This window comes from Aminobacter sp. SR38, from assembly GCF_014843375.1.
GTDB classification, from domain to species: Bacteria; Pseudomonadota; Alphaproteobacteria; order Rhizobiales; family Rhizobiaceae; genus Aminobacter; species Aminobacter ciceronei.
In genome coordinates this window covers 2,017,795-2,035,574 of the sequence record NZ_CP062112.1, presented here as the reverse complement: position 1 = coordinate 2,035,574, position 17,780 = coordinate 2,017,795, and the positions used below count along the sequence as shown (strand labels likewise).

The window sequence follows — 17,780 nt, the reverse complement described above, 5'->3', positions numbered from 1 at the left end:
GCAGCCATCCCCTTACTCCAATCCCAGCCGTGCCTTTGTCCGAGCGGCCCCGGCCGAGATCAGCCGGTCGGCTATGATGGCGATGAAGGCCACCGCCAGACCAGCAACAAGCCCGCGTCCAGTATCGGCCTTGGTCAGGGCGATGTAGACCTCCTGGCCGAGATCCCGGGTGCCGACGAGCGCCGTGATGACAAGCATCGACAGGGCGAACATGATGGTCTGGTTTAGCCCCAACATGATTTCGGGCAGCGCCAGCTTGATCTTGATCCTGGTCAGCAATTGCCATTGCGTGCAGCCCATTGCGGTGCCGGCTTCGATCAGGCGCGGATCGACCTTGCGCAGGCCATGCGCGGTGTAGCGAATTGCTGGAGAGATCGCATATGCCACCACCGCAATCATGGCGGTGAAGTCGCCGACACGGAACAGCATCACCGCCGGCATCAGGTAGACGAAGGATGGCAGCGTCTGCAGGGTGTCGATGATCACCTGCACCCAGTTCCACAGCCTGTCGCGCTGGGCAGCGGCGATGCCGATGGGAACGCCGATCAGGCAAGCCAGAACGACCGATATTCCGCACAGATAGACCGTGATCATCGCCTTTTCCCACTGGCCCGTGGCGGCGATCAGGAAGGCAAGCGCGCCGGTCAGCATTGCCAGGCGAAGGCCACCGAGGCGATAGCCGGCGAAGGCCAGGAGTGCTGTCACTCCCGCCCAGGGCAGTCCGAGCAGCAGTCGCTTGAGCGGCACCAGTATGTTCAGCAGAACTGCGTTCTTGGCCGCTTCCAGCGTATCGAAGTAGTTCACGTTGATCCAGCCGACGACATTCGACCAAAACGAGCCGGTCGAGAGCTGGAGCGCCGGCGGATAGGTTTGCAGTGCCGGCATGGCGAGACCGGCAACACCGGCCAGAACGATCATTACCAATGCCGCCACGATGTAGGGATGACGAGCCGGGAGGCTGGTCGACACGGCGGGCGGCGTCATTGTGCCGGCGCGCGCGGCAAACGCCTGGCTCAAACGGTCGAGCGCGATCGCCAGTGCGACGATGGCAAGTCCAGCCTCCAGGCCAGCGCCGATGTCGAGGCGCCGCAATGCCGCCAGAACATCGAAGCCGAGGCCTCCGGCGCCGATCATCGAGGCGATGATCACCATATTTAGCGACAGCATGATCACCTGGTTGACGCCGACCATCAGGCTGTCCTTGGCCGATGGCACAAGCACACGCCATGTCATCTGCCGGCGCGTGCAGCCGATCATCCTGCCAAGGTCGAGCGTGTCGGAAGGCACCGCGCGCAGCGCGAGCGTGGCAATGCGGGTCATCGGCGGCATCGCGTAGATCACTGTCGCCACCACTGCCGCTGTCGGCCCGAAACCGAACAGGAACAGGATCGGCACCAGGTAGGCAAAGACCGGAATGGTTTGCATCAGGTCGAGCACTGGGGTGAGTGCCCGTTCGAACCAGTGCCAGCGATAGGCCGCAATGCCAAGCAGCAGCCCGCCAATCACGCCGATCGGCACCGCCACCAGGATCGAGGCGAGCGTTGCCATTGCGCTCTGCCATTGGCCGAAGGCTGCCAAGAAGCCAAAGCACAGGACCACCAGTGTCGCGAGCCTGCGGCCTCCGGCATGAAAACCGATCAGGCCAATGGTCGCGGTCACTGCGACCCATGACAGCGGTGGCAAAATCTGGACCGCGCCCGAACCCTGGCCTTTGAGAAAGCCGGTCGCCAGCAGGCTGAGCGCGCAGCGGTAAGGCAGGTCGATCAGGGCAGCAATGAACCGGGTCAGGTCCTTGAAGCTGAACAGTCCGAAATGCGCCTCATTGACTAGCCATTTCATGAAATCGCCGATCCATCGTCCAGCGGGGATGATCGCTGCACTGGGATATTCGAAGGCCCAGTCATAGGCCCCGCCAAACCGCCAAAGCACGATGAAGGCGCCGGCAGCGACGATCCAGGGAATGAGCCCGCGCGGTAAGCCAATTGGACCGGCAGCAGCTTCGACGCTGGAGTTGGCCGGGGCGGTCATCGTCATCCCCGCATCAGCACGTCGACGACGTCGGTTCGAAGCAGCTGGCCCAACATGTTGCCTGCTTCGTCGATGACACCGACGCACTCGGTGGAACCGTCGAAAAGTGCGACGGCTTCCGACACGGTGGCCCGCGCCGGCACAGATGCTTTCGGCTGCGCGTCCTGTACCGGTTTCATGATCGATTGCGCCTTGATCACCTTGGCTTTCGGGACGTTGCGGGTGAACTCGGCGACATAATCGGTGGCCGGGGCAAGCACGATGTCCTCGGGCGTGCCGATCTGCACGACGGCTCCATCCTTCATGATGGCGATGCGGTCGGCCAGCCTGATCGCCTCGTCGAAATCGTGGGTGATGAAAACGATTGTCTTGTTCAGTACCGATTGCAGGCGAATGAATTCGTCCTGCATTTCGCGCCGAATGAGCGGGTCGAGCGCCGAGAAGGGCTCATCGAGGAACCAAAGTTCCGGTTCCACTGCCAGCGACCTGGCAATGCCGACTCGCTGCTGCTGGCCGCCGGAGAGTTCGCGCGGGAAGACACCTTCCTTGCCAGACAGGCCGACAAGTTCGACCATGCGGCGCGCCAGTTGCTCCCGTTTCTGCCGCTTGACGCCCTGAACCTCTAGCGGAAAGGCCACATTCGCAAGCACCGTCAAATGCGGCAGCAAAGCGAATTGCTGGAACACCATGCCCATCTGGTGGCGGCGGATTTCGATCATCCGGGCTTCGTCGGCGGCGAGCAGGTTTTCGCCGTTGAACAGGATTTCGCCTGAGGTCGGCTCGACCAGGCGCGACAGACAGCGCACCAGGGTCGACTTGCCAGAGCCCGACAGCCCCATGATGACGAAGATCTCGCCGTCACGGACCTCGAGATTAACGTTGCGTACCGCGCCGACGAGGCCTGCTTTCACAAGATCGTCGCCGGTGACCGATGCCGGCTCTCTCGCTCGCAGGAAATCGCGCGCGCCGGAGCCGAACAGCTTCCAGACATTGCGGCAGACGAGTTTAGGTTGGCTATCGTTCATCGACCCGGCTGACAATGCTTGCAGGAAATCTGCCTTTCGGCCATGGGGCCGAAGGGATGACGCGCGTCATTCGTTCCGCCCCGTGGCGGGAATGCGGTCTATTTCTTGATCCAGCCGGACCAGCGGGCTTCGTTAGCGCCCATCCACTCCGCTACCACGTCGCTGACGCTCTTTCCGTCGAGGTCGACCTTTGTGATCATCGCGCCCATCTCGTCATTGTCGATCGTGAACGCCTTGATCGCGGCATAGGCGCCAGGCCATTTGTCCTTGACGCCTGACCAGCCGACTTTCCAGATTTCGCCGAAAGGCTTGCCGCAATCATATTGGGCTGCGGCATTCGAGCCCCATTTCGGGTCCTCGTAGCATTCCTTGGTATAGGCTGGGAATTCGACCCATTCGCCCTTGTACTTGGCCGGCGCCCAGTGCGGTGCGTAGATCCACAGCATGATCGGCGCCTGCCGCTGATAGGCGCTTTCGAGTTCGGCAAACAGTGCGGCGTCGGTGCCGGCATGGATCACTTCGAAGGGCAGGTCGAGCGCCTGCACACGCTCATCGTCGAAGCCGCCCCAGGTGACGGGGCCGCCGAGGTAGCGCCCCTTTGGGGCGGTTTCAGCGGTGGAGAATGCCTCGGCGCACGACGCTTCCTTCAGTGCCTCCCAATTGGGAAGGCCCGGGCACTTCTCCTTCATGTATTCGGGGAACCACCATTCTTCCTTGGCCTTCATGCCGGTCGGGCCGATGTTCTCGACCTTGCCGGTTGCCGTCGCCGCGTCCATGGCGTCGCGTCCGGTGGTTTCCCACATCTCCATCGCCACATGCAGGTCGCCGGCTTCAAGCCCGGCAAACTGAGCGAGATAGTCGGCCTGGACATATTCAATGTTGTATCCGGCCTTCTTCAGCACTTCGCCCATGATCTCGGTGGTGATCAACTGACCGGTCCAGTCGTGTAGTGTCAGCTTGATCGGGTCAGCGGATTCCTGTGCCGTGGCCGGTGCCATGGAAAACGCAGCAGACAGCGTCAGTGCTATCGCTGCGGACTGCAAAACCTTGTTGCGCGCGAACATGTCGTGCCTCCTGATCACCCTCTGAAGATGTTGTTTCTTCTTGGCATACCCGAAGGCCCGCACGGCATTGGCGACGGCGGCTCCTGCCAGGTCACTGCATGAGTGTCACGCAGCGTAATGCACGTTGTCAACGAGTGTTTGAGGTTTTATGTGTTTTTTTGACCGATGAATGTGGAATTTTGGTCAAGGAACGGCCATCATACCACGAAACAAGTCAAGCCATTGTACGTCTCCTAACAGGTCTGCAAGATGAATCACTCCAAGCGCCACAGCGAAATCCTGCGCCTGCTCGAGGATGAGGGTACGATCACCATCGCAGACCTCGCCGACAAGCTTGGCGTCTCGCTGGAAACCGTGCGCCGCGACGTCAAGCCGCTCGCCGACGGTGGCTCGATCCTCAAGATGCACGGGGCCATCGGCCTTCCTTCGGTCGTCGGCGAAGCGCCTTTCGAGCGGCGCATGCGCGACAATGCCGACGCCAAGCGTGCCATCGCCAGGACTGTCGCCACCACCATCCATGACGGCGAGTCGGTCATGCTCGATACTGGCACGACGACAAGCTACCTGGCGCGCGAGCTTCTCGGCCATCGCCGCCTGACGGTGGTGACCAACTCCTCCGACATCGCCCGTACGCTGGCGACGGTGAACGGCAACAAGGTCTACATGGCCGGCGGCGAGTTGCGCAGCGACAGTGGTGCGGCCTTCGGCATCTCGGCGATCGAGTTCGTCAGCCGCTTCGCCGTCACCCATGCGGTGATCTCGGCCGGTGCTGTCGATGCCGAAAACGGCGTCATGGACTACAATCTCGAGGAGGCTGAGTTCGCCCGCGTCGTGCTGGCGCGCGGCCAGCGTTCGGTTGTCGTCACCGACCACAGCAAGTTCGGCCGCAAGGGCCTGGTCCAGGTATGCGGCTTCCACGGCTTTACCGAGCTCGTCACCGACAAGCAGCCATCCGACGACCTTGCCCAAGCCCTGGCCGACGCCGGGGCTCAGCTCACCATCGCGGGGCGTTGAACCAGACCTCAGGCCTGCGCGAAGACCAGCCTGAAGCAGGCGCCTTTCCTGTCGCTGCCGGCGAGCTCGATGCGGCCGCCATGGATCTGCATGATCTCGTGTACGAGGTTAAGTCCGAGACCGGCGCCATGGCCGCGCGGGCGCAGGCGATAGAACGGCTCGAAGATCTTCTCCCGTTCCGCCGCCGGCACGCCGTCGCCCTCGTCCGAAACCTCGATCGTGGCCGGGCTGTTGACGCCGATGGTGATCCTGCCGGCATTGCCGCCGTGCTCGATGGCATTCTGGACGAGATTGGTGATGGCGCGCTCGACGGCGGTGCGGTCGCCATTGGCAAACAGCTCGCCGCGTGCCGGTTCGAACGACATCTCGTAGCCGGCGGCAAAGGCCATCGGCGCCAGGTCGACGACGACCCCACGGGCCACCGCCACCAGGTCGAAGCGGGTGAATTGCTGCGTCTGCCGGCCGAGCCGCTGGATGTCGAGAAGCTGGTCCGTCAGCGTCGACAGCCGCGCCGTGTCCTGCAGCAGCCGCGCCCGTTCGGGCGTCGCCGGCAGCGACGTGATGCGGGTGTTGAGGATGGCGACCGGCGTGCGCAGCTCATGTGCGGCATCGATCAGGAAGCGTTTGTGCCGCTCGTAGCCCTTGTCGAGACGGTCGAGCGCCCCGTTGACAGCCTTCACCAGCGGCGCGATTTCGGTTGGGATTGCCTCGATTGGCAGGCGGACGCCGCGTTCTTCGACGTCGATCTTCTCGGCGAGAGTGGCAGCGCGCCGCATACCCTTGAAGGCATTGCGCACGACGAGGGGAATGACGATCAAGGTCGCCAGGCCCATGACGCCGCCGACGGGCAGAATGATGTCGGTGAACAGCTCCGGGGTTATCGACACCAGAGCCATGTAGTGAAACTCACCCTGCGCGCCAGTGAAGATCTGCACGCGGCCAGCCGCGGTATCCGCCCATTGGACGGTCGCCGACGTCTGCGTGCCGCCAAACTGCTTCACGAAAGTCGCGTCGTTGATGTAGTCTAGCGAAGAAGGAATGTCGATCAGCAGGCGGGGCACCTCGCCTTCGGAGATCTTGTTGCCTTCCGTGTCTCGCACGATGAACCAGAGGTTTGGCACATCAGCGCGCAATCCGGCGAGCAGTGGTCCTTCCTTGAGCGTCAGCTTGCCGGCGTCGTCCTTGCGCACGGTCTTGCGTAACACGTCGATCGCGCGACCCTCATAATTGTCCGGGATCACGCCGGCGATGGTCAGCCCGGCGAGCAGGATAACGATCATCAGCGTCAGCAGAACGACCTGCAACACCACTAGGCGCCACACCAACTGCCACTTCAGCGAGCGCGGCCGGAAGAAGCGCTGGATATAGAAAAGCAGGCGCGCCAGTCTCATGAAATCTCGCGCAGGAGATAGCCGACGCCACGGACGCCATTGATCTCGACCTTGCCGTCGGCTTCGGCCAGCTTGCGCCGGAGCCGCGACACATGGGTGTCGAGCGCATTGGATTGGATCTCGTCGTCGAGGCCGAACACCGCTTCCATCAGCGACGAACGCTGCACCATGCGGCCCGTCCGACGCAACAGCGCTTCCAGCACCAGCAGCTCACGGCGCGGCAGCGTCAGCGGCTCGCCGCGGACCATGACCTCGCGATGGCCCAGATCGAAGGACAGGTCGCCGGCACGGATGACCTGCGTCTGCACATTGGCCGGCCGGCGCAACAGCGCGCGCAACCGCGCCAGCAGCTCCTCGAAGGCGAAGGGCTTGGCCAGATAGTCGTCAGCGCCCATGTCGAGCCCGTCGACCTTGTCGGAGGTGTCGCTGCGTGCCGTCAGCACCAGCACCGGTGTTGCGTTGCCGCGCGCGCGGATCTTCGGCACCAGCGTCAGGCCGTCGCCGTCGGGCAACTGCCGGTCAAGCAGGATCGCGTCGTAGTTCTCGCTGGCGGCAAAGTCGCCGGCCTCCAGCAGCGATGCGGCGTGATCCACCACCATGTCGTATCGCCGCAACGCCGTCTTCAAAGCCGAAGCCAGTTCTGGCTCGTCTTCCACAAGCAGTATGCGCATTTCAGTCCTCGAAGGGCCCCTCGGTGCCGCCCGGCTATTCCCTCAACATTGCAGAAGCATTGCGCAATAAAGGCCACGACCGAATGCAGCCGCCGAAATGCCCGGTTCTCAGGCTTTGTCGCAATGCATGTGTAATCCAGCGGCCTCAAACAGCTTTCGCTAAAGGCAGGCGACCGATTCGCCGGCAGACGATTTCGAAAGAGGTTCGCAATGGCCGCAAATGACACTTTATCCTTTCTCATGGCATGGGCCACCGCGCCACTCAAGGTCGCCTCGATAACGCCGTCCAGCTCCATCCTGGCGACGCTGATGACCCAGGAGCTTGGCCCCGAGACCGGACCGGTCCTCGAACTCGGCGCCGGCACCGGCCCGTTCACCCGCGCCATGCTGGCGCGCGGCGTCCACGAAAGCGACATGACGCTGATCGAGTTCAACAGCGATTTCGCCCATCTGCTCAGGTGCCGCTTCCCCAAGTCGCGGGTGCTGGAAATGGACGCGGCCGAGCTGCGCTACCGGCCGATCTATGACGGCCCGATCGCCGGCGCGGCCGTCAGCGGCCTGCCGTTCCTGGCGATCCCCCCGCGCCAGACGCTCGCCATTCTCGAAGGCATTTTCGCCAATCTCAGGCCCGAGGGAGCGATGTACCTATTCACATACGGCTTCCGGTGCCCTATTGATCAGCCGCTTCTCGACAGGCTCGATCTCGAAGTGACGCGCATTGGCCATACCTTTCGCAATCTGCCGCCAGCGGCTGTCTATCGGATCACAAGGATGAAGCCGGCAAAGAGTTACGACTGGCGCTTTTCATGATCCCATCTTTTTTGGGCTTCGGCCTGCTCGGCGCGGCATGTCTTGCCTTCACCGAGAAGGTCTCGCCTGTTCCGCCATCGCATGTGCTGCTGCTCTTCCTCGGCATGACGGCTGCACCGGACGTTACGACACTTGTCCCGTTGATGTTTGCGACGACTTTCGGTTCGACCTTGGGATCGATGATCTGGTACACCGGCGGCAACTGGCTGGGGCCCGATCGCGCCGATGCAGCGGTCCGACGGTTCGGCAAATACATCTTCCTCAAGCACGCCACCTATCAGCGGCTGACGGTGGCTTATCGCCGCAACAACTTCCGCGCATCGCTTATCGCCCAGCTGGTGCCGGTGGCGCGGACCTATCTCGCGCTCGAGGCAGGCGTGCTCAGGCTACCGTTCGTGCCCTTCGCGATCGCCACCATGACCGGCGCCTTCATCTGGAACGCTGCCTTCTTGATTGGCGGCTATATGATGCGCGACAGCGACCACGACCCGGTGACCATCGGCTTTCGCATCATCGCCATCGTCGTCGTCGCCGAGATCGTCTTTCTCGTAGCTCTGCGCCACAGCGCGCGAGGGGAGGACAAGGACCGTCCCTCGGGCGAGACGCACCCATGACGGCCGGTGCCCGGCAACAGGCAACCTGCTGCCGGGCACTGCCTTTGATCGGGTTGTGGCTGCCTCAGCCCTGGATCACGCGATAGAAGTTCCAGTAGGACGAGCCTGAGACGACGAAGGGCTCGAGCTTCTTGCCCCATTGTGCATGGGCGTCGATCTTGGACAGCTTGGCGAACATCTCTTCGATCTGCGCCAGGCTTTCGACGTTGTGGTTGACCTCGATTGTGGCTTCCTTGGCGCCGATCGATCCGGTCAGGATCTGCATGGCCATCTTGTCGGTTCCGGCCTGCGGACCGATTTCCCGTTCCCATTGGCGCAACAGATCGATGGCGCTCTGCTTGTGCCCGAAGCGGGCATCGATCTTCCAGCGTGCGACGAACATGGCTTCCTCCCATCTGGCGGGCGACCATTCGCCCGCATCCGATCACTCGTCCCAGGCCTGCACCACGGTCTGCCGCGCGATCTTGCCGTCCTTGAGTTCCAGCATCGCAGCGCAGAAGACTTTGGTGCCGTCCGGGTAGGCGCAGTCCTGCGAAAAGGCGAGGTTGTCGCCTTGCGCAATTGTCAGGTCGACGCGATGGCTCATCGCGCGGCTGCAGATGTCGTCCCAGAAGGTGGTGATCGCCGCGCGGCCGCGGATTTCGCGCGGCTTGCTGGGCGGGTTGTTACGGTCGATGACCCGCACCAGCGCGTCGTCGGCGTAGAAGCTGGACAGCATCGGCCCGTCGCGGCTTTCGATCGCCTTCTTGATCGAGGCACCGGTGACGGCTTCCTTGGTGGCAAGCATTTTTTTCCTCCTGTCGGCCGGCCTCCCGAGGCGGCCCTGTGTTGCGACGGTCCCTGTGAGGACCTCGAAAACTACTGCGACTTCGCCTTGGCGGCGGCCATTGCCGTGTCGACCTCCTGCTTGAACTGTGGGTAGTCGACCTGCATGCCGTTCAGCACCGTCGACCAGTGGCGGACGACGGCCGCCATCGCCACCGCCTCGCGGATTTCTTCGTCGGTGGCGCCGTTGGCCTTGGCCGCGGCAGTGTGGAAATAGACGCAGTACTGGCACGGTATCTGGGCGGCGACGGCGAGGCCGAGCAGCTCCTTGGTCTTGCCGTTCAGCTCAGTCTTGGGATTGAGCTGGATGCCCTTGAACTCGGCCCAGGCGCCGGCAATGCCCGTTTCCGGGAATGCCTTGAAGAAGCTGGGCACCGAACCGAGCGTGGCTTCGATGTCCTTGTAGGTCGCCTCGGCAGAGGCGTCTTCGGCGCCGGCGCTCGAAGCTGCTAGAACGGCGAGGCCAGCCGCCATCGCCAACGTGGTGAGCATTCCACTTGCCTTGGTCATGTCTTCCTCCTTCGCAGTTTCGAGGCGCTGTCTCCGCCTGCCTGCATCGGAAAACTTTAGTCCCAGGCGCCGCTTCACCGCTTCGCCCGAAAAGGCCACTGGTCCTATGGCCCGTCCGGGCCAGTCTGCCGCACCGCGAATGCTGCCGCGGCCGCGCGCGAGGGCAGGTCGAGCTTGGTCAGGATGTTGGCGACATGGCGTTTCACCGTGTGTTCGCTGAGGCTGAGTTCGATGGCGATGGCGGCATTGCTCTTGCCGTCGGCGATGAGCGCCACGACCTCGTTCTCGCGCGCCGTCAAGGCCGACGGCTCGGCTGCCACGGGCGTGCGGCTGCGGCACGCCGGTTCGAGATGCTGCTCCGACGTCGCCTCGACCAGCGCCAGCGGTCCCTCCAGGTCGTCGAGCGCCAGGCGACCGGCGTCGACGAAATGCAGGCCCGAGCCAGTCGCGATTTCGGAGACGAGCCGCGATGCCAGGATGCCGCCGCGCCCGGCATGTTCGGCAATCTTGACGGCAACACGCACTGTCAGCCCTGACGGTGGCCCGCGTGTGTCGATCTCGCCGACATGCACGCCTTGGGCGCTGGCGATGCCGATGCCCTGAGCCGCGTCGCGCAATGCACCCGCACATCTGATGGCGCGCGCCGGCCCGTCAAAGCGGGACACCACCACGTCGCCATATTGATCGGCGATGCGGCCGCCATGGCGGCCGACAAGCAGGCGCAGCGTTTCCTGGAAGCGCAGGCTGCGTTCGCTCCACATCCGGTCGCCGAGCCGCGCTGTATCAGAGACGCGCGTCACCAGCAGTGCCGCCAGCACCCGGTCGGTATCCGGCGGGGCATGGGTGCCGGTCAGGAATTCCTCGATCAGGTCGGCAACACGGTTGACGTCGCCCGTCCAGATCGGATGGTCGCGCCCTGAAATCTCGCAGAGCTGCGCGTCGGGAATGTTGCGGGCGAGGTAGCGGCTGGCCTCGGGGGCGACACGGGCATCGTTGCGGCGGTGGATCAGAAGCGTCTGCGCCCGAATGCTGGCCAGCGCACCGCGCACGTCGATCTCGGCGTTCATCCGGGCCAGTGCCGCGGCCGCCGTCGGGCTCGCCGACAAGCGTTCGAAGCGCGCCCACCAGGCGGCAAAGCGGGCGTCGTCGAGACGGCCCGGGGCGAAGTTCTGCAGCGTGGCGCCGGTGCCCCAGTTGGTCTCGGCCGCGTCGATGAATGTCTGCAGCCGCTCCGGGTCCATTACCCATTTGTGGAAATGGGCATAACCGGCATAGAGCACCAGCGAGCGGGTCCGTTCGGGATAGGTCGCGGCAAACAGGATCGCCATCGGCGCGCCCTCGGAGGCGCCGAGGATCGCCGCACGGCTCGATCCCGCGGCATCCATCACCGCGCGCACGTCATCCATCCGCGTTTCGAGGCTGGGCAGCGCATTCGCGTCGACGCGGTCGGAAAGCCCGGTGCCGCGCTTGTCGAACAGGATCAGGCGCGAGAAGGCCGAGAGGCGCGACAGTAGCCGGCTGTAGCCTTCGTCTTCCCAGTGCAGGTCGAGATTGGAGATGAAACCGGGAACGAAGACGAGGTCGAGCGAACCCTGGCCAACCACCTGATAGGCGATCTGGACGTCACCGCTGCGCGCATATCGAGTAGCGATCGGCCTTGCCACAGCCATTCCGCCTGCAAATTGCATTAGGTCTGGCTAAGATTAGCAGGTTTCCGGCGGGAAGGTGAGGGGCCTTCGCCGGCCCCGGGGCCTGCTTTTAGGCTGCGTCCTGCCTGGGGCGCCGGATCTTGGCGGCGGCGTCGATGACCAGCGGCTTCATGCCCTTGCCGCCTTCGTCGAACATCTCGAAGAACTGGCGCCGCATCCGCGGATCCCAGAAGTCATTGATGTGCTTGGCGACGCCTGCAACACCCTCGTCATGGGGCTTGGACTCGAAGAATGTCGCGATCTGGTTCGCCATGTAGACGAGCTTTTCCTTCGTCCCCATCCTGTGCTCTTCATGCGACATTTTTGGCGGCTCCGGTGGTTACGCGGTCTGGATGGGTGAAGATGTCGAAATCGTCGCCGCGCACCAGTGCGATCAGCGTCATGCCGGCCTGTTCGGCGGTGCGGATGGCGAGTGCCGTCGGTGCCGAAACGGCGATGATGAAGGGCGCCCCGATGGCTGCCGTCTTCTGCACCATTTCCACCGACACGCGGCTGGTCACCACCACGGCGCCCGTACCGCCACTGATGCCGGCTTTGTTCAGCGCACCCGCAAGCTTGTCGAGCGCATTGTGGCGGCCGACGTCCTCGCGTGCTGCTACGATGCCCTTGCCGGGCACGTAGAAACCGGCGGCGTGCACCGCGCCTGTCTCGGCATGCAGCGGCTGTACCTTGGACAGCAGCTTCACCGCCTGCACGATGTCGTCGGCGGAAAGCCCTGATGACGACGTGTGGACGTCGTCGACCGAACGCATCGCCTCCTCGATCGATTCGATGCCGCAAAGGCCGCATCCGACCGGGCCGGCAAGCCGGCGTCGGCGTTGCTCGAAGCGCTTGTTGGCCTTGTCCTTGAGCCTGATCTGGATGTCGATGCCGGCCTCGACATCGAGCACTTCGATCGTTTCGATCTCCTTGACCGAGCCGATGATGCCTTCGGTCAGCGAGAAACCGAGCGCGAAATCCTCGAAGTCGGCTGGGCTCGCCATCATCACCGCATGGGTGGTGCCGCCATAGGACAGCGCCACCGGCGTCTCCTCCGGCACCATGCGGTTGGCCACCGTGATGCCGCTCGCCCGGCGGGCGAGACGGCTGGTCTGGGTGATGGCGGGGCGGTCGGTCACCGCAAGGCTACTCCGCCGCTTCCAGATGGCCGGCGATGCGGCGGCTCTGCTGGGCCTGCTCGTTGTAGTCCTTCTGCCAATCCGACGGACCGTTGGAGGCGCCGACCTGAACCGCCGTTACCTTGTATTCCGGACAATTGGTTGCCCAGTCCGAGAAGTCGGTAGTGATGACGTTGGCCTGCGTGTCGGGGTGGTGGAAGGTGGTGTAGACCACGCCAGGCGACACCTTGTCGGTGATCGTCGCACGCAGCGTCGTTTCTCCGGCACGGCTCTGCAGCCTGACCCAGTCGCCGTCGCGCAGGCCGCGCTGTTCGGCGTCGTGCGGATGGATTTCCAGCAGGTCCTCGGCGTGCCAGGCAACGTTTTCGGTGCGCCGTGTCTGCGCGCCGACATTGTACTGGCTGAGGATTCTGCCGGTGGTCAAAAGCAGCGGGAAACGCGGGCCGGTCTTTTCGTCGGTCGCGACATACTCGGTGCGGATAAACTTGCCCTTGCCGCGGACGAAGCCGTCGATGTGCATGATCGGCGTGCCTTCCGGCGCCTTGTCGTTGCACGGCCACTGCACCGAGCCCATCTTCTCCAGGAACTCGTAGGAGACGTTGGCGAAGCTCGGCGTCGTCTTGGCCACCTCGTCCATGATCTCGGACGGGTGCTGGTAGTTCCAGTTCAGGCCCATCGCCTGAGCGAGGCGCTGCGTCACTTCCCAGTCGGCGAGGCCGTTCTTCGGTGCCATCACCTTGCGCACGCGGTTGATGCGGCGCTCGGCGTTGGTGAAGGTGCCGTCCTTCTCGAGGAAGGTCGAACCGGGCAGGAACACGTGGGCGTAGTTGGCGGTCTCGTTGAGGAACAGATCCTGCACAACGACGCATTCCATGGCTTCCAGGCCGGCCGACACGTGCTTGGTGTCGGGGTCCGACTGCAGGATGTCTTCGCCCTGGATGTAGATGCCCTTGAAGGTGCCGTCGACGGCGGCATCCAGCATGTTGGGGATGCGCAGACCGGGCTCGTTGTCGAGCTTGACGCCCCACAGGCTGTCATAGATGTCACGCACCGCGTCGCCCGAGATGTGGCGGTAGCCCGGCAGTTCGTGCGGGAACGAGCCCATGTCGCAGGCGCCCTGAACGTTGTTCTGGCCGCGCAGTGGGTTCACGCCGACGCCTCTGCGGCCGATATTGCCGGTCAGCATGGCGAGGTTGGCGATGCCGATGACGGTCGTCGAACCCTGGCTATGCTCGGTGACGCCGAGGCCGTAATAGATCGCGCCGTTGCCGCCGGTGGCGTAGAGGCGGGCCGCACCGCGGATGGTCTCGGCCGGAACGCCCGACAGCTTCTCGACTTCCTCGGGGCTGTGGCGCGGATCCGAGACGAACTCGGCATAATCCTGGAATTCCGACCAGTCGCAGCGCTCGCGGATGAACTTCTCGTCGAACAGGCCTTCGGTGACGATGACATGCGCGATCGCGGTAACCACGGCGACGTTGGTGCCCGGCTTCAACGCCAGATGATGCTCGGCCTCGATATGGGCCGACTTCACCATTTCGGTGCGGCGCGGATCGATGACGATAAGCTTGGCGCCAGCGCGCAGGCGCTTCTTCAGGCGCGAAGCAAACACCGGGTGGGCCGAGGCAGGGTTGGCGCCGATGATCAGCGCGACATCGGTGTCCTCGACCGAGTCGAAGTCCTGGGTACCGGCCGACGTGCCATAGGTCTGGCCGAGGCCGTAGCCGGTCGGCGAGTGGCAGACGCGGGCGCAGGTGTCGACGTTGTTGTTGCCAAAGCCCTGGCGGATCAGCTTCTGCACGAGGAAGGTTTCCTCATTGGTGCAGCGCGACGAGGTGATGCCGCCGATGGCGCCGCGGCCGTACTGATACTGGATGCGGCGGAATTCCTTGGCCGTGTGTGTCAGCGCCTCTTCCCACGACACTTCACGCCACGGATCGGTGATCTTGTCGCGGATCATCGGGTTGAGGATGCGCTCCTTGTGCGTGGCATAACCATAAGCGAAGCGGCCCTTGACGCAGGAGTGGCCACGGTTGGCCTTGCCGTCCTTCCACGGCACCATGCGCACGAGCTCGTCGCCGCGCATCTCTGCCTTGAACGAGCAGCCGACACCGCAATAGGCGCAGGTGGTGACGACCGAGTGCTCGGGCTGGCCGATCTCGATCACAGACTTTTCCGTGAGCGTCGCCGTCGGGCAGGCCTGCACGCAGGCGCCGCAGGAAACGCACTCGCTGTCGAGGAACAGTTCATGCGCGCCGGGCGAGACACGGCTGCCGAAGCCGCGGCCTTCGATGGTCAGCGCAAACGTGCCCTGCACCTCTTCGCAGGCCCGCACGCAGCGCGAGCAGACGATGCATTTGGACGGGTCGTAGGTGAAATACGGGTTGGACTCGTCCTTGGCCATCCACTTGAAGTTTGCGACGCCGTCATTCTTGGCGCGAACATGGTTGTCGCCTTCATAGCCGTAGCGCACGTCGCGCAGGCCGACGGCACCCGCCATGTCCTGCAATTCGCAGTCGCCATTGGCGGCACAGGTCAGGCAGTCGAGCGGGTGATCGGAGATGTAGAGCTCCATCACGCCCTTGCGGATGTCCTTGAGGCGGCCGGTCTGGGTATGCACGACCATGCCGGGCATGACAGGCGTCGTGCAGGACGACGGCGTGCCGTTGCGGCCTTCGATCTCGACCAGGCAGAGGCGGCAGGAGCCGAAGGCGTCGACCATGTCGGTGGCGCAGAGCTTCGGGATGGCGATGCCCGCTTCCATCGAAGCGCGCATGATCGAGGTGCCTTCGGGCACGGTGACCTCGAAGCCGTCGACGGTCAGCGTGACTTGCTTTTCGGACTTGGAGGCAGGGGTGCCGAAGTCGATTTCGTGAATGAGACCCATGATGTCGTCTCCTATTCCGCTGCCTGGGCGACCGCTGCCGGCCGGAAGTCTTCGGGGAAATGGTGGATGGCGCTCATGACAGGGTACGGAGTAAAACCGCCGAGAGCGCAAAGGGATCCAAACTTCATCGTGTTGCAGAGGTCGGTCACCAGCGCGAGCTGCTTTTCCGGCTCGATGTTCTGCTTGAGCTTGTCGAGCGTTTCGACGCCGCGCGTCGAGCCGATGCGGCAGGGCGTGCACTTACCGCAGCTTTCGATGGCGCAGAATTCCATGGCGAAGCGTGCCTGCTTCAGCATGTCGGCGCTGTCGTCGAACACGGTGATGCCGGCATGGCCGATCAGGCCGTCACGTTTGGCGAACTCCTCATAGTCGAATGGCGTGTCGAACAGAGCGCGCGGGAAGTAGGCGCCGAGCGGGCCGCCGACCTGCACCGCCTTGACCGGACGACCGGTCGCCGTGCCGCCGCCGATCTCGTCGACGATCTCGCCCAGCGTCAGGCCGAAGGCAACTTCGAACAGGCCGCCATGCTTGACGTTGCCGGCGATCTGGATCGGGATGGTGCCGCGCGAGCGGCCCATACCGAAGTCCTTGTAATACTGCGCGCCCTTGTCCATCACGATCGGCACCGAGGCGAGCGAAATCACGTTGTTGATGACTGTCGGCTTGCCGAACAGGCCCTGGATCGCCGGCAGCGGCGGCTTGGCACGGACCACGCCGCGCTTGCCTTCGAGGCTGTTGAGCAGCGAGGTTTCCTCGCCGCAGACATAGGCGCCGGCGCCCGAGCGGATTTCGATGTCGAAGCCCTGGGAGGATCCAAGCACGCTCTTGCCGAGCACGCCGGCGCGACGGGCAACTTTCACCGCCTTGTCCATCACGGCGATGGCGTGAGGATATTCGGAGCGGATGTAGACGTAACCCTTGGTGGCGTGGGTGGCGAGGCCGGCGATCGCCATGCCCTCGATCAGCACGAACGGGTCGCCTTCCATGATCATGCGGTCGGCGAAGGTCGCCGAGTCGCCTTCGTCGGCATTGCAGACGATGTACTTCTGATCGGCCGCGGTATCGAGAACGGTCTTCCACTTGATGCCGGTCGGGAAGCCGGCGCCACCGCGGCCGCGCAGGCCGGACTCGGTCACTTGCTTGACGATGTCGGCCGGCGCCATTGACACGGCCTTGCGCAGGCCGGCAAGGCCGCCATGAGCTTCGTAATCTTCCAGCGAAATCGGGTCGGTGATGCCGCAGCGGGCGAAGGTCAGGCGCGTCTGCTTGGCGACAAATGGCAGTTTTTCCGGATCGCCGAGCGACAGCTTGTGCTGGCCGCCATTGGCCAGGCCGGCGTCGAACAGCGAAGCGACGTCCTTGGCAGAGACCGGGCCGTAGGCAACGCGACCGGCTTCGGTCCTTACTTCAACCATCGGCTCGAGCCAGTACAGGCCGCGCGAACCGTTACGCACGATCCTGGCGTCGATGCCGCGTGCAGCAATTTCTTTCTCGACCGCCTTGGCGACCTTTTCGGCGCCGAGCGACAGTGAACCCGAATCGCCGGGAATGTAGATCGTCACGCTCATGAGCGGATCTCCTCGGCGATTTCATCGATCTTGTCGGCGTCGAGACGGCCGATCACTTCGCCGTCGAGCATCGCGGCAGGAGCACAGGCGCACAGGCCGAGGCAATAGATCGGCTCCAGCGTCACTGCGCCATCCTTGCTCGTCTCGTGGAAACCGATGCCGAGCTTCTGCTTGATCTGGGCGGCGATCGCGTCGCTGCCCATCGACTGGCAGGCTTCGGCCTGGCAGACCTTGAGCACGTGCCGGCCGGCCGGGTGGTGGCGGAAATCGTGATAGAAGGTGAAGACGCCGTGCACTTCGGCACGCGACAGGTTCAGTGCCTCGGCGATGATCGGCAGGGTTTCCTGCGGAACATAGCCAAACTCTTCCTGGACACCATGAAGGATCGGGATCAGCGGACCCTCGAGGTTCTTCAATTCGCTTATCACCGCAGCGGTTCGCTCGGCGAGTTCGGTACTTGCTGGCTGCATGACCACGCAGCGCCCTCCCTGACTTCGCGCCGTTCCCTTGGCGCAGTATGTCTATTGAACCGATCCAAGGGGCCGG

General features: G+C 63.8%; 17 protein-coding genes. 3 read left to right on the top strand and 14 right to left on the bottom strand.

Features of this window, described 5'->3' with window-relative positions:
• Positions 1 to 12: 12 nt before the first annotated feature.
• The 3 genes from IG197_RS09930 to IG197_RS09920 all read right to left on the bottom strand — a co-directional run bounded on the left by IG197_RS09930 (position 13) and on the right by IG197_RS09920 (position 4,117).
• Positions 13 to 2,034 carry an ABC transporter permease gene (locus IG197_RS09930; protein ID WP_371746528.1) on the bottom strand — a complete coding sequence of 674 codons (2,022 nt, stop codon included), beginning with the start codon at positions 2,032 to 2,034 and terminating at the stop codon, positions 13 to 15.
• Positions 2,031 to 3,053 (bottom strand): glycine betaine/L-proline ABC transporter ATP-binding protein, encoded by a 1,023-nt coding sequence (locus tag IG197_RS09925; RefSeq protein WP_192318540.1) that lies wholly within the window; start codon positions 3,051 to 3,053, stop codon positions 2,031 to 2,033. Before IG197_RS09925 ends, IG197_RS09930 begins: the two co-directional genes overlap by 4 nt.
• 98 nt (positions 3,054 to 3,151) lie before the next feature.
• On the bottom strand, positions 3,152 to 4,117 hold the full coding sequence (locus IG197_RS09920; protein WP_192318538.1) for an ABC transporter substrate-binding protein: 966 nt from the start codon (positions 4,115 to 4,117) through the stop codon (positions 3,152 to 3,154).
• A 249-nt stretch (positions 4,118 to 4,366) separates the two neighbouring features.
• On the opposite strand from IG197_RS09920, the gene IG197_RS09915 reads away from it, so the two are divergent.
• On the top strand, positions 4,367 to 5,131 hold the full coding sequence (locus IG197_RS09915; protein WP_192318537.1) for a DeoR/GlpR family DNA-binding transcription regulator: 765 nt from the start codon (positions 4,367 to 4,369) through the stop codon (positions 5,129 to 5,131).
• 8 nt (positions 5,132 to 5,139) lie between these two features.
• On the opposite strand, the gene IG197_RS09910 is transcribed toward IG197_RS09915, so the two are convergent.
• Together IG197_RS09910 and IG197_RS09905 are read right to left on the bottom strand one after the other, a co-directional pair.
• Entirely contained in the window at positions 5,140 to 6,522 is a 1,383-nt protein-coding gene (locus IG197_RS09910; RefSeq protein ID WP_192318535.1) for a sensor histidine kinase KdpD, read from the bottom strand.
• Positions 6,519 to 7,193, bottom strand: coding sequence for a response regulator transcription factor (locus IG197_RS09905; RefSeq protein WP_067965571.1), 675 nt, complete (start codon positions 7,191 to 7,193; stop codon positions 6,519 to 6,521). The genes IG197_RS09910 and IG197_RS09905 overlap by 4 nt, the downstream gene beginning before the upstream one ends.
• Positions 7,194 to 7,403: 210 nt before the next feature.
• Here IG197_RS09905 and IG197_RS09900 point away from each other — a divergent pair, with 210 nt between their 5' ends.
• Both IG197_RS09900 and IG197_RS09895 read left to right on the top strand, forming a co-directional pair.
• On the top strand, positions 7,404 to 8,003 hold the full coding sequence (locus tag IG197_RS09900; RefSeq protein WP_192318533.1) for a class I SAM-dependent methyltransferase: 600 nt from the start codon (positions 7,404 to 7,406) through the stop codon (positions 8,001 to 8,003).
• A complete protein-coding gene (locus IG197_RS09895) occupies positions 8,000 to 8,617 on the top strand; it encodes a DedA family protein (RefSeq protein ID WP_067965568.1) in 618 nt (205 codons plus the stop codon). The genes IG197_RS09900 and IG197_RS09895 overlap by 4 nt, the downstream gene beginning before the upstream one ends.
• Positions 8,618 to 8,681: 64 nt before the next feature.
• On the opposite strand, the gene IG197_RS09890 is transcribed toward IG197_RS09895, so the two are convergent.
• From IG197_RS09890 to IG197_RS09850, 9 genes are all read right to left on the bottom strand, one after another.
• A complete protein-coding gene (locus IG197_RS09890) occupies positions 8,682 to 8,999 on the bottom strand; it encodes a hypothetical protein (RefSeq protein WP_067965566.1) in 318 nt (105 codons plus the stop codon).
• A gap of 42 nt (positions 9,000 to 9,041) precedes the next feature.
• Entirely contained in the window at positions 9,042 to 9,404 is a 363-nt protein-coding gene (locus tag IG197_RS09885; protein WP_067965564.1) for a nuclear transport factor 2 family protein, read from the bottom strand.
• A 71-nt stretch (positions 9,405 to 9,475) separates the two neighbouring features.
• A complete protein-coding gene (locus IG197_RS09880) occupies positions 9,476 to 9,952 on the bottom strand; it encodes a carboxymuconolactone decarboxylase family protein (RefSeq protein ID WP_067967121.1) in 477 nt (158 codons plus the stop codon).
• A gap of 104 nt (positions 9,953 to 10,056) precedes the next feature.
• Positions 10,057 to 11,622: an alpha/beta fold hydrolase gene (locus tag IG197_RS09875; protein ID WP_192318531.1), complete on the bottom strand. Its 1,566-nt coding sequence runs from the start codon at positions 11,620 to 11,622 to the stop codon at positions 10,057 to 10,059.
• A gap of 88 nt (positions 11,623 to 11,710) precedes the next feature.
• On the bottom strand, positions 11,711 to 11,941 hold the full coding sequence (locus IG197_RS09870) for a formate dehydrogenase subunit delta (protein WP_067965560.1): 231 nt from the start codon (positions 11,939 to 11,941) through the stop codon (positions 11,711 to 11,713).
• Between the two features lie 10 nt (positions 11,942 to 11,951).
• Entirely contained in the window at positions 11,952 to 12,779 is an 828-nt protein-coding gene (gene fdhD, locus IG197_RS09865) for a formate dehydrogenase accessory sulfurtransferase FdhD (protein WP_182575538.1), read from the bottom strand.
• Between the two features lie 7 nt (positions 12,780 to 12,786).
• On the bottom strand, positions 12,787 to 15,666 hold the full coding sequence (gene fdhF, locus IG197_RS09860; protein WP_154386882.1) for a formate dehydrogenase subunit alpha: 2,880 nt from the start codon (positions 15,664 to 15,666) through the stop codon (positions 12,787 to 12,789).
• 11 nt (positions 15,667 to 15,677) lie between these two features.
• Complete coding sequence (locus IG197_RS09855) at positions 15,678 to 17,234, bottom strand: NADH-quinone oxidoreductase subunit NuoF (RefSeq protein ID WP_067965554.1); 1,557 nt, start codon at positions 17,232 to 17,234, stop codon at positions 15,678 to 15,680.
• Positions 17,231 to 17,710 carry a formate dehydrogenase subunit gamma gene (locus IG197_RS09850; RefSeq protein ID WP_067965552.1) on the bottom strand — a complete coding sequence of 160 codons (480 nt, stop codon included), beginning with the start codon at positions 17,708 to 17,710 and terminating at the stop codon, positions 17,231 to 17,233. The genes IG197_RS09855 and IG197_RS09850 overlap by 4 nt, the downstream gene beginning before the upstream one ends.
• Between the last annotated feature and the right edge of the window lie 70 nt (positions 17,711 to 17,780).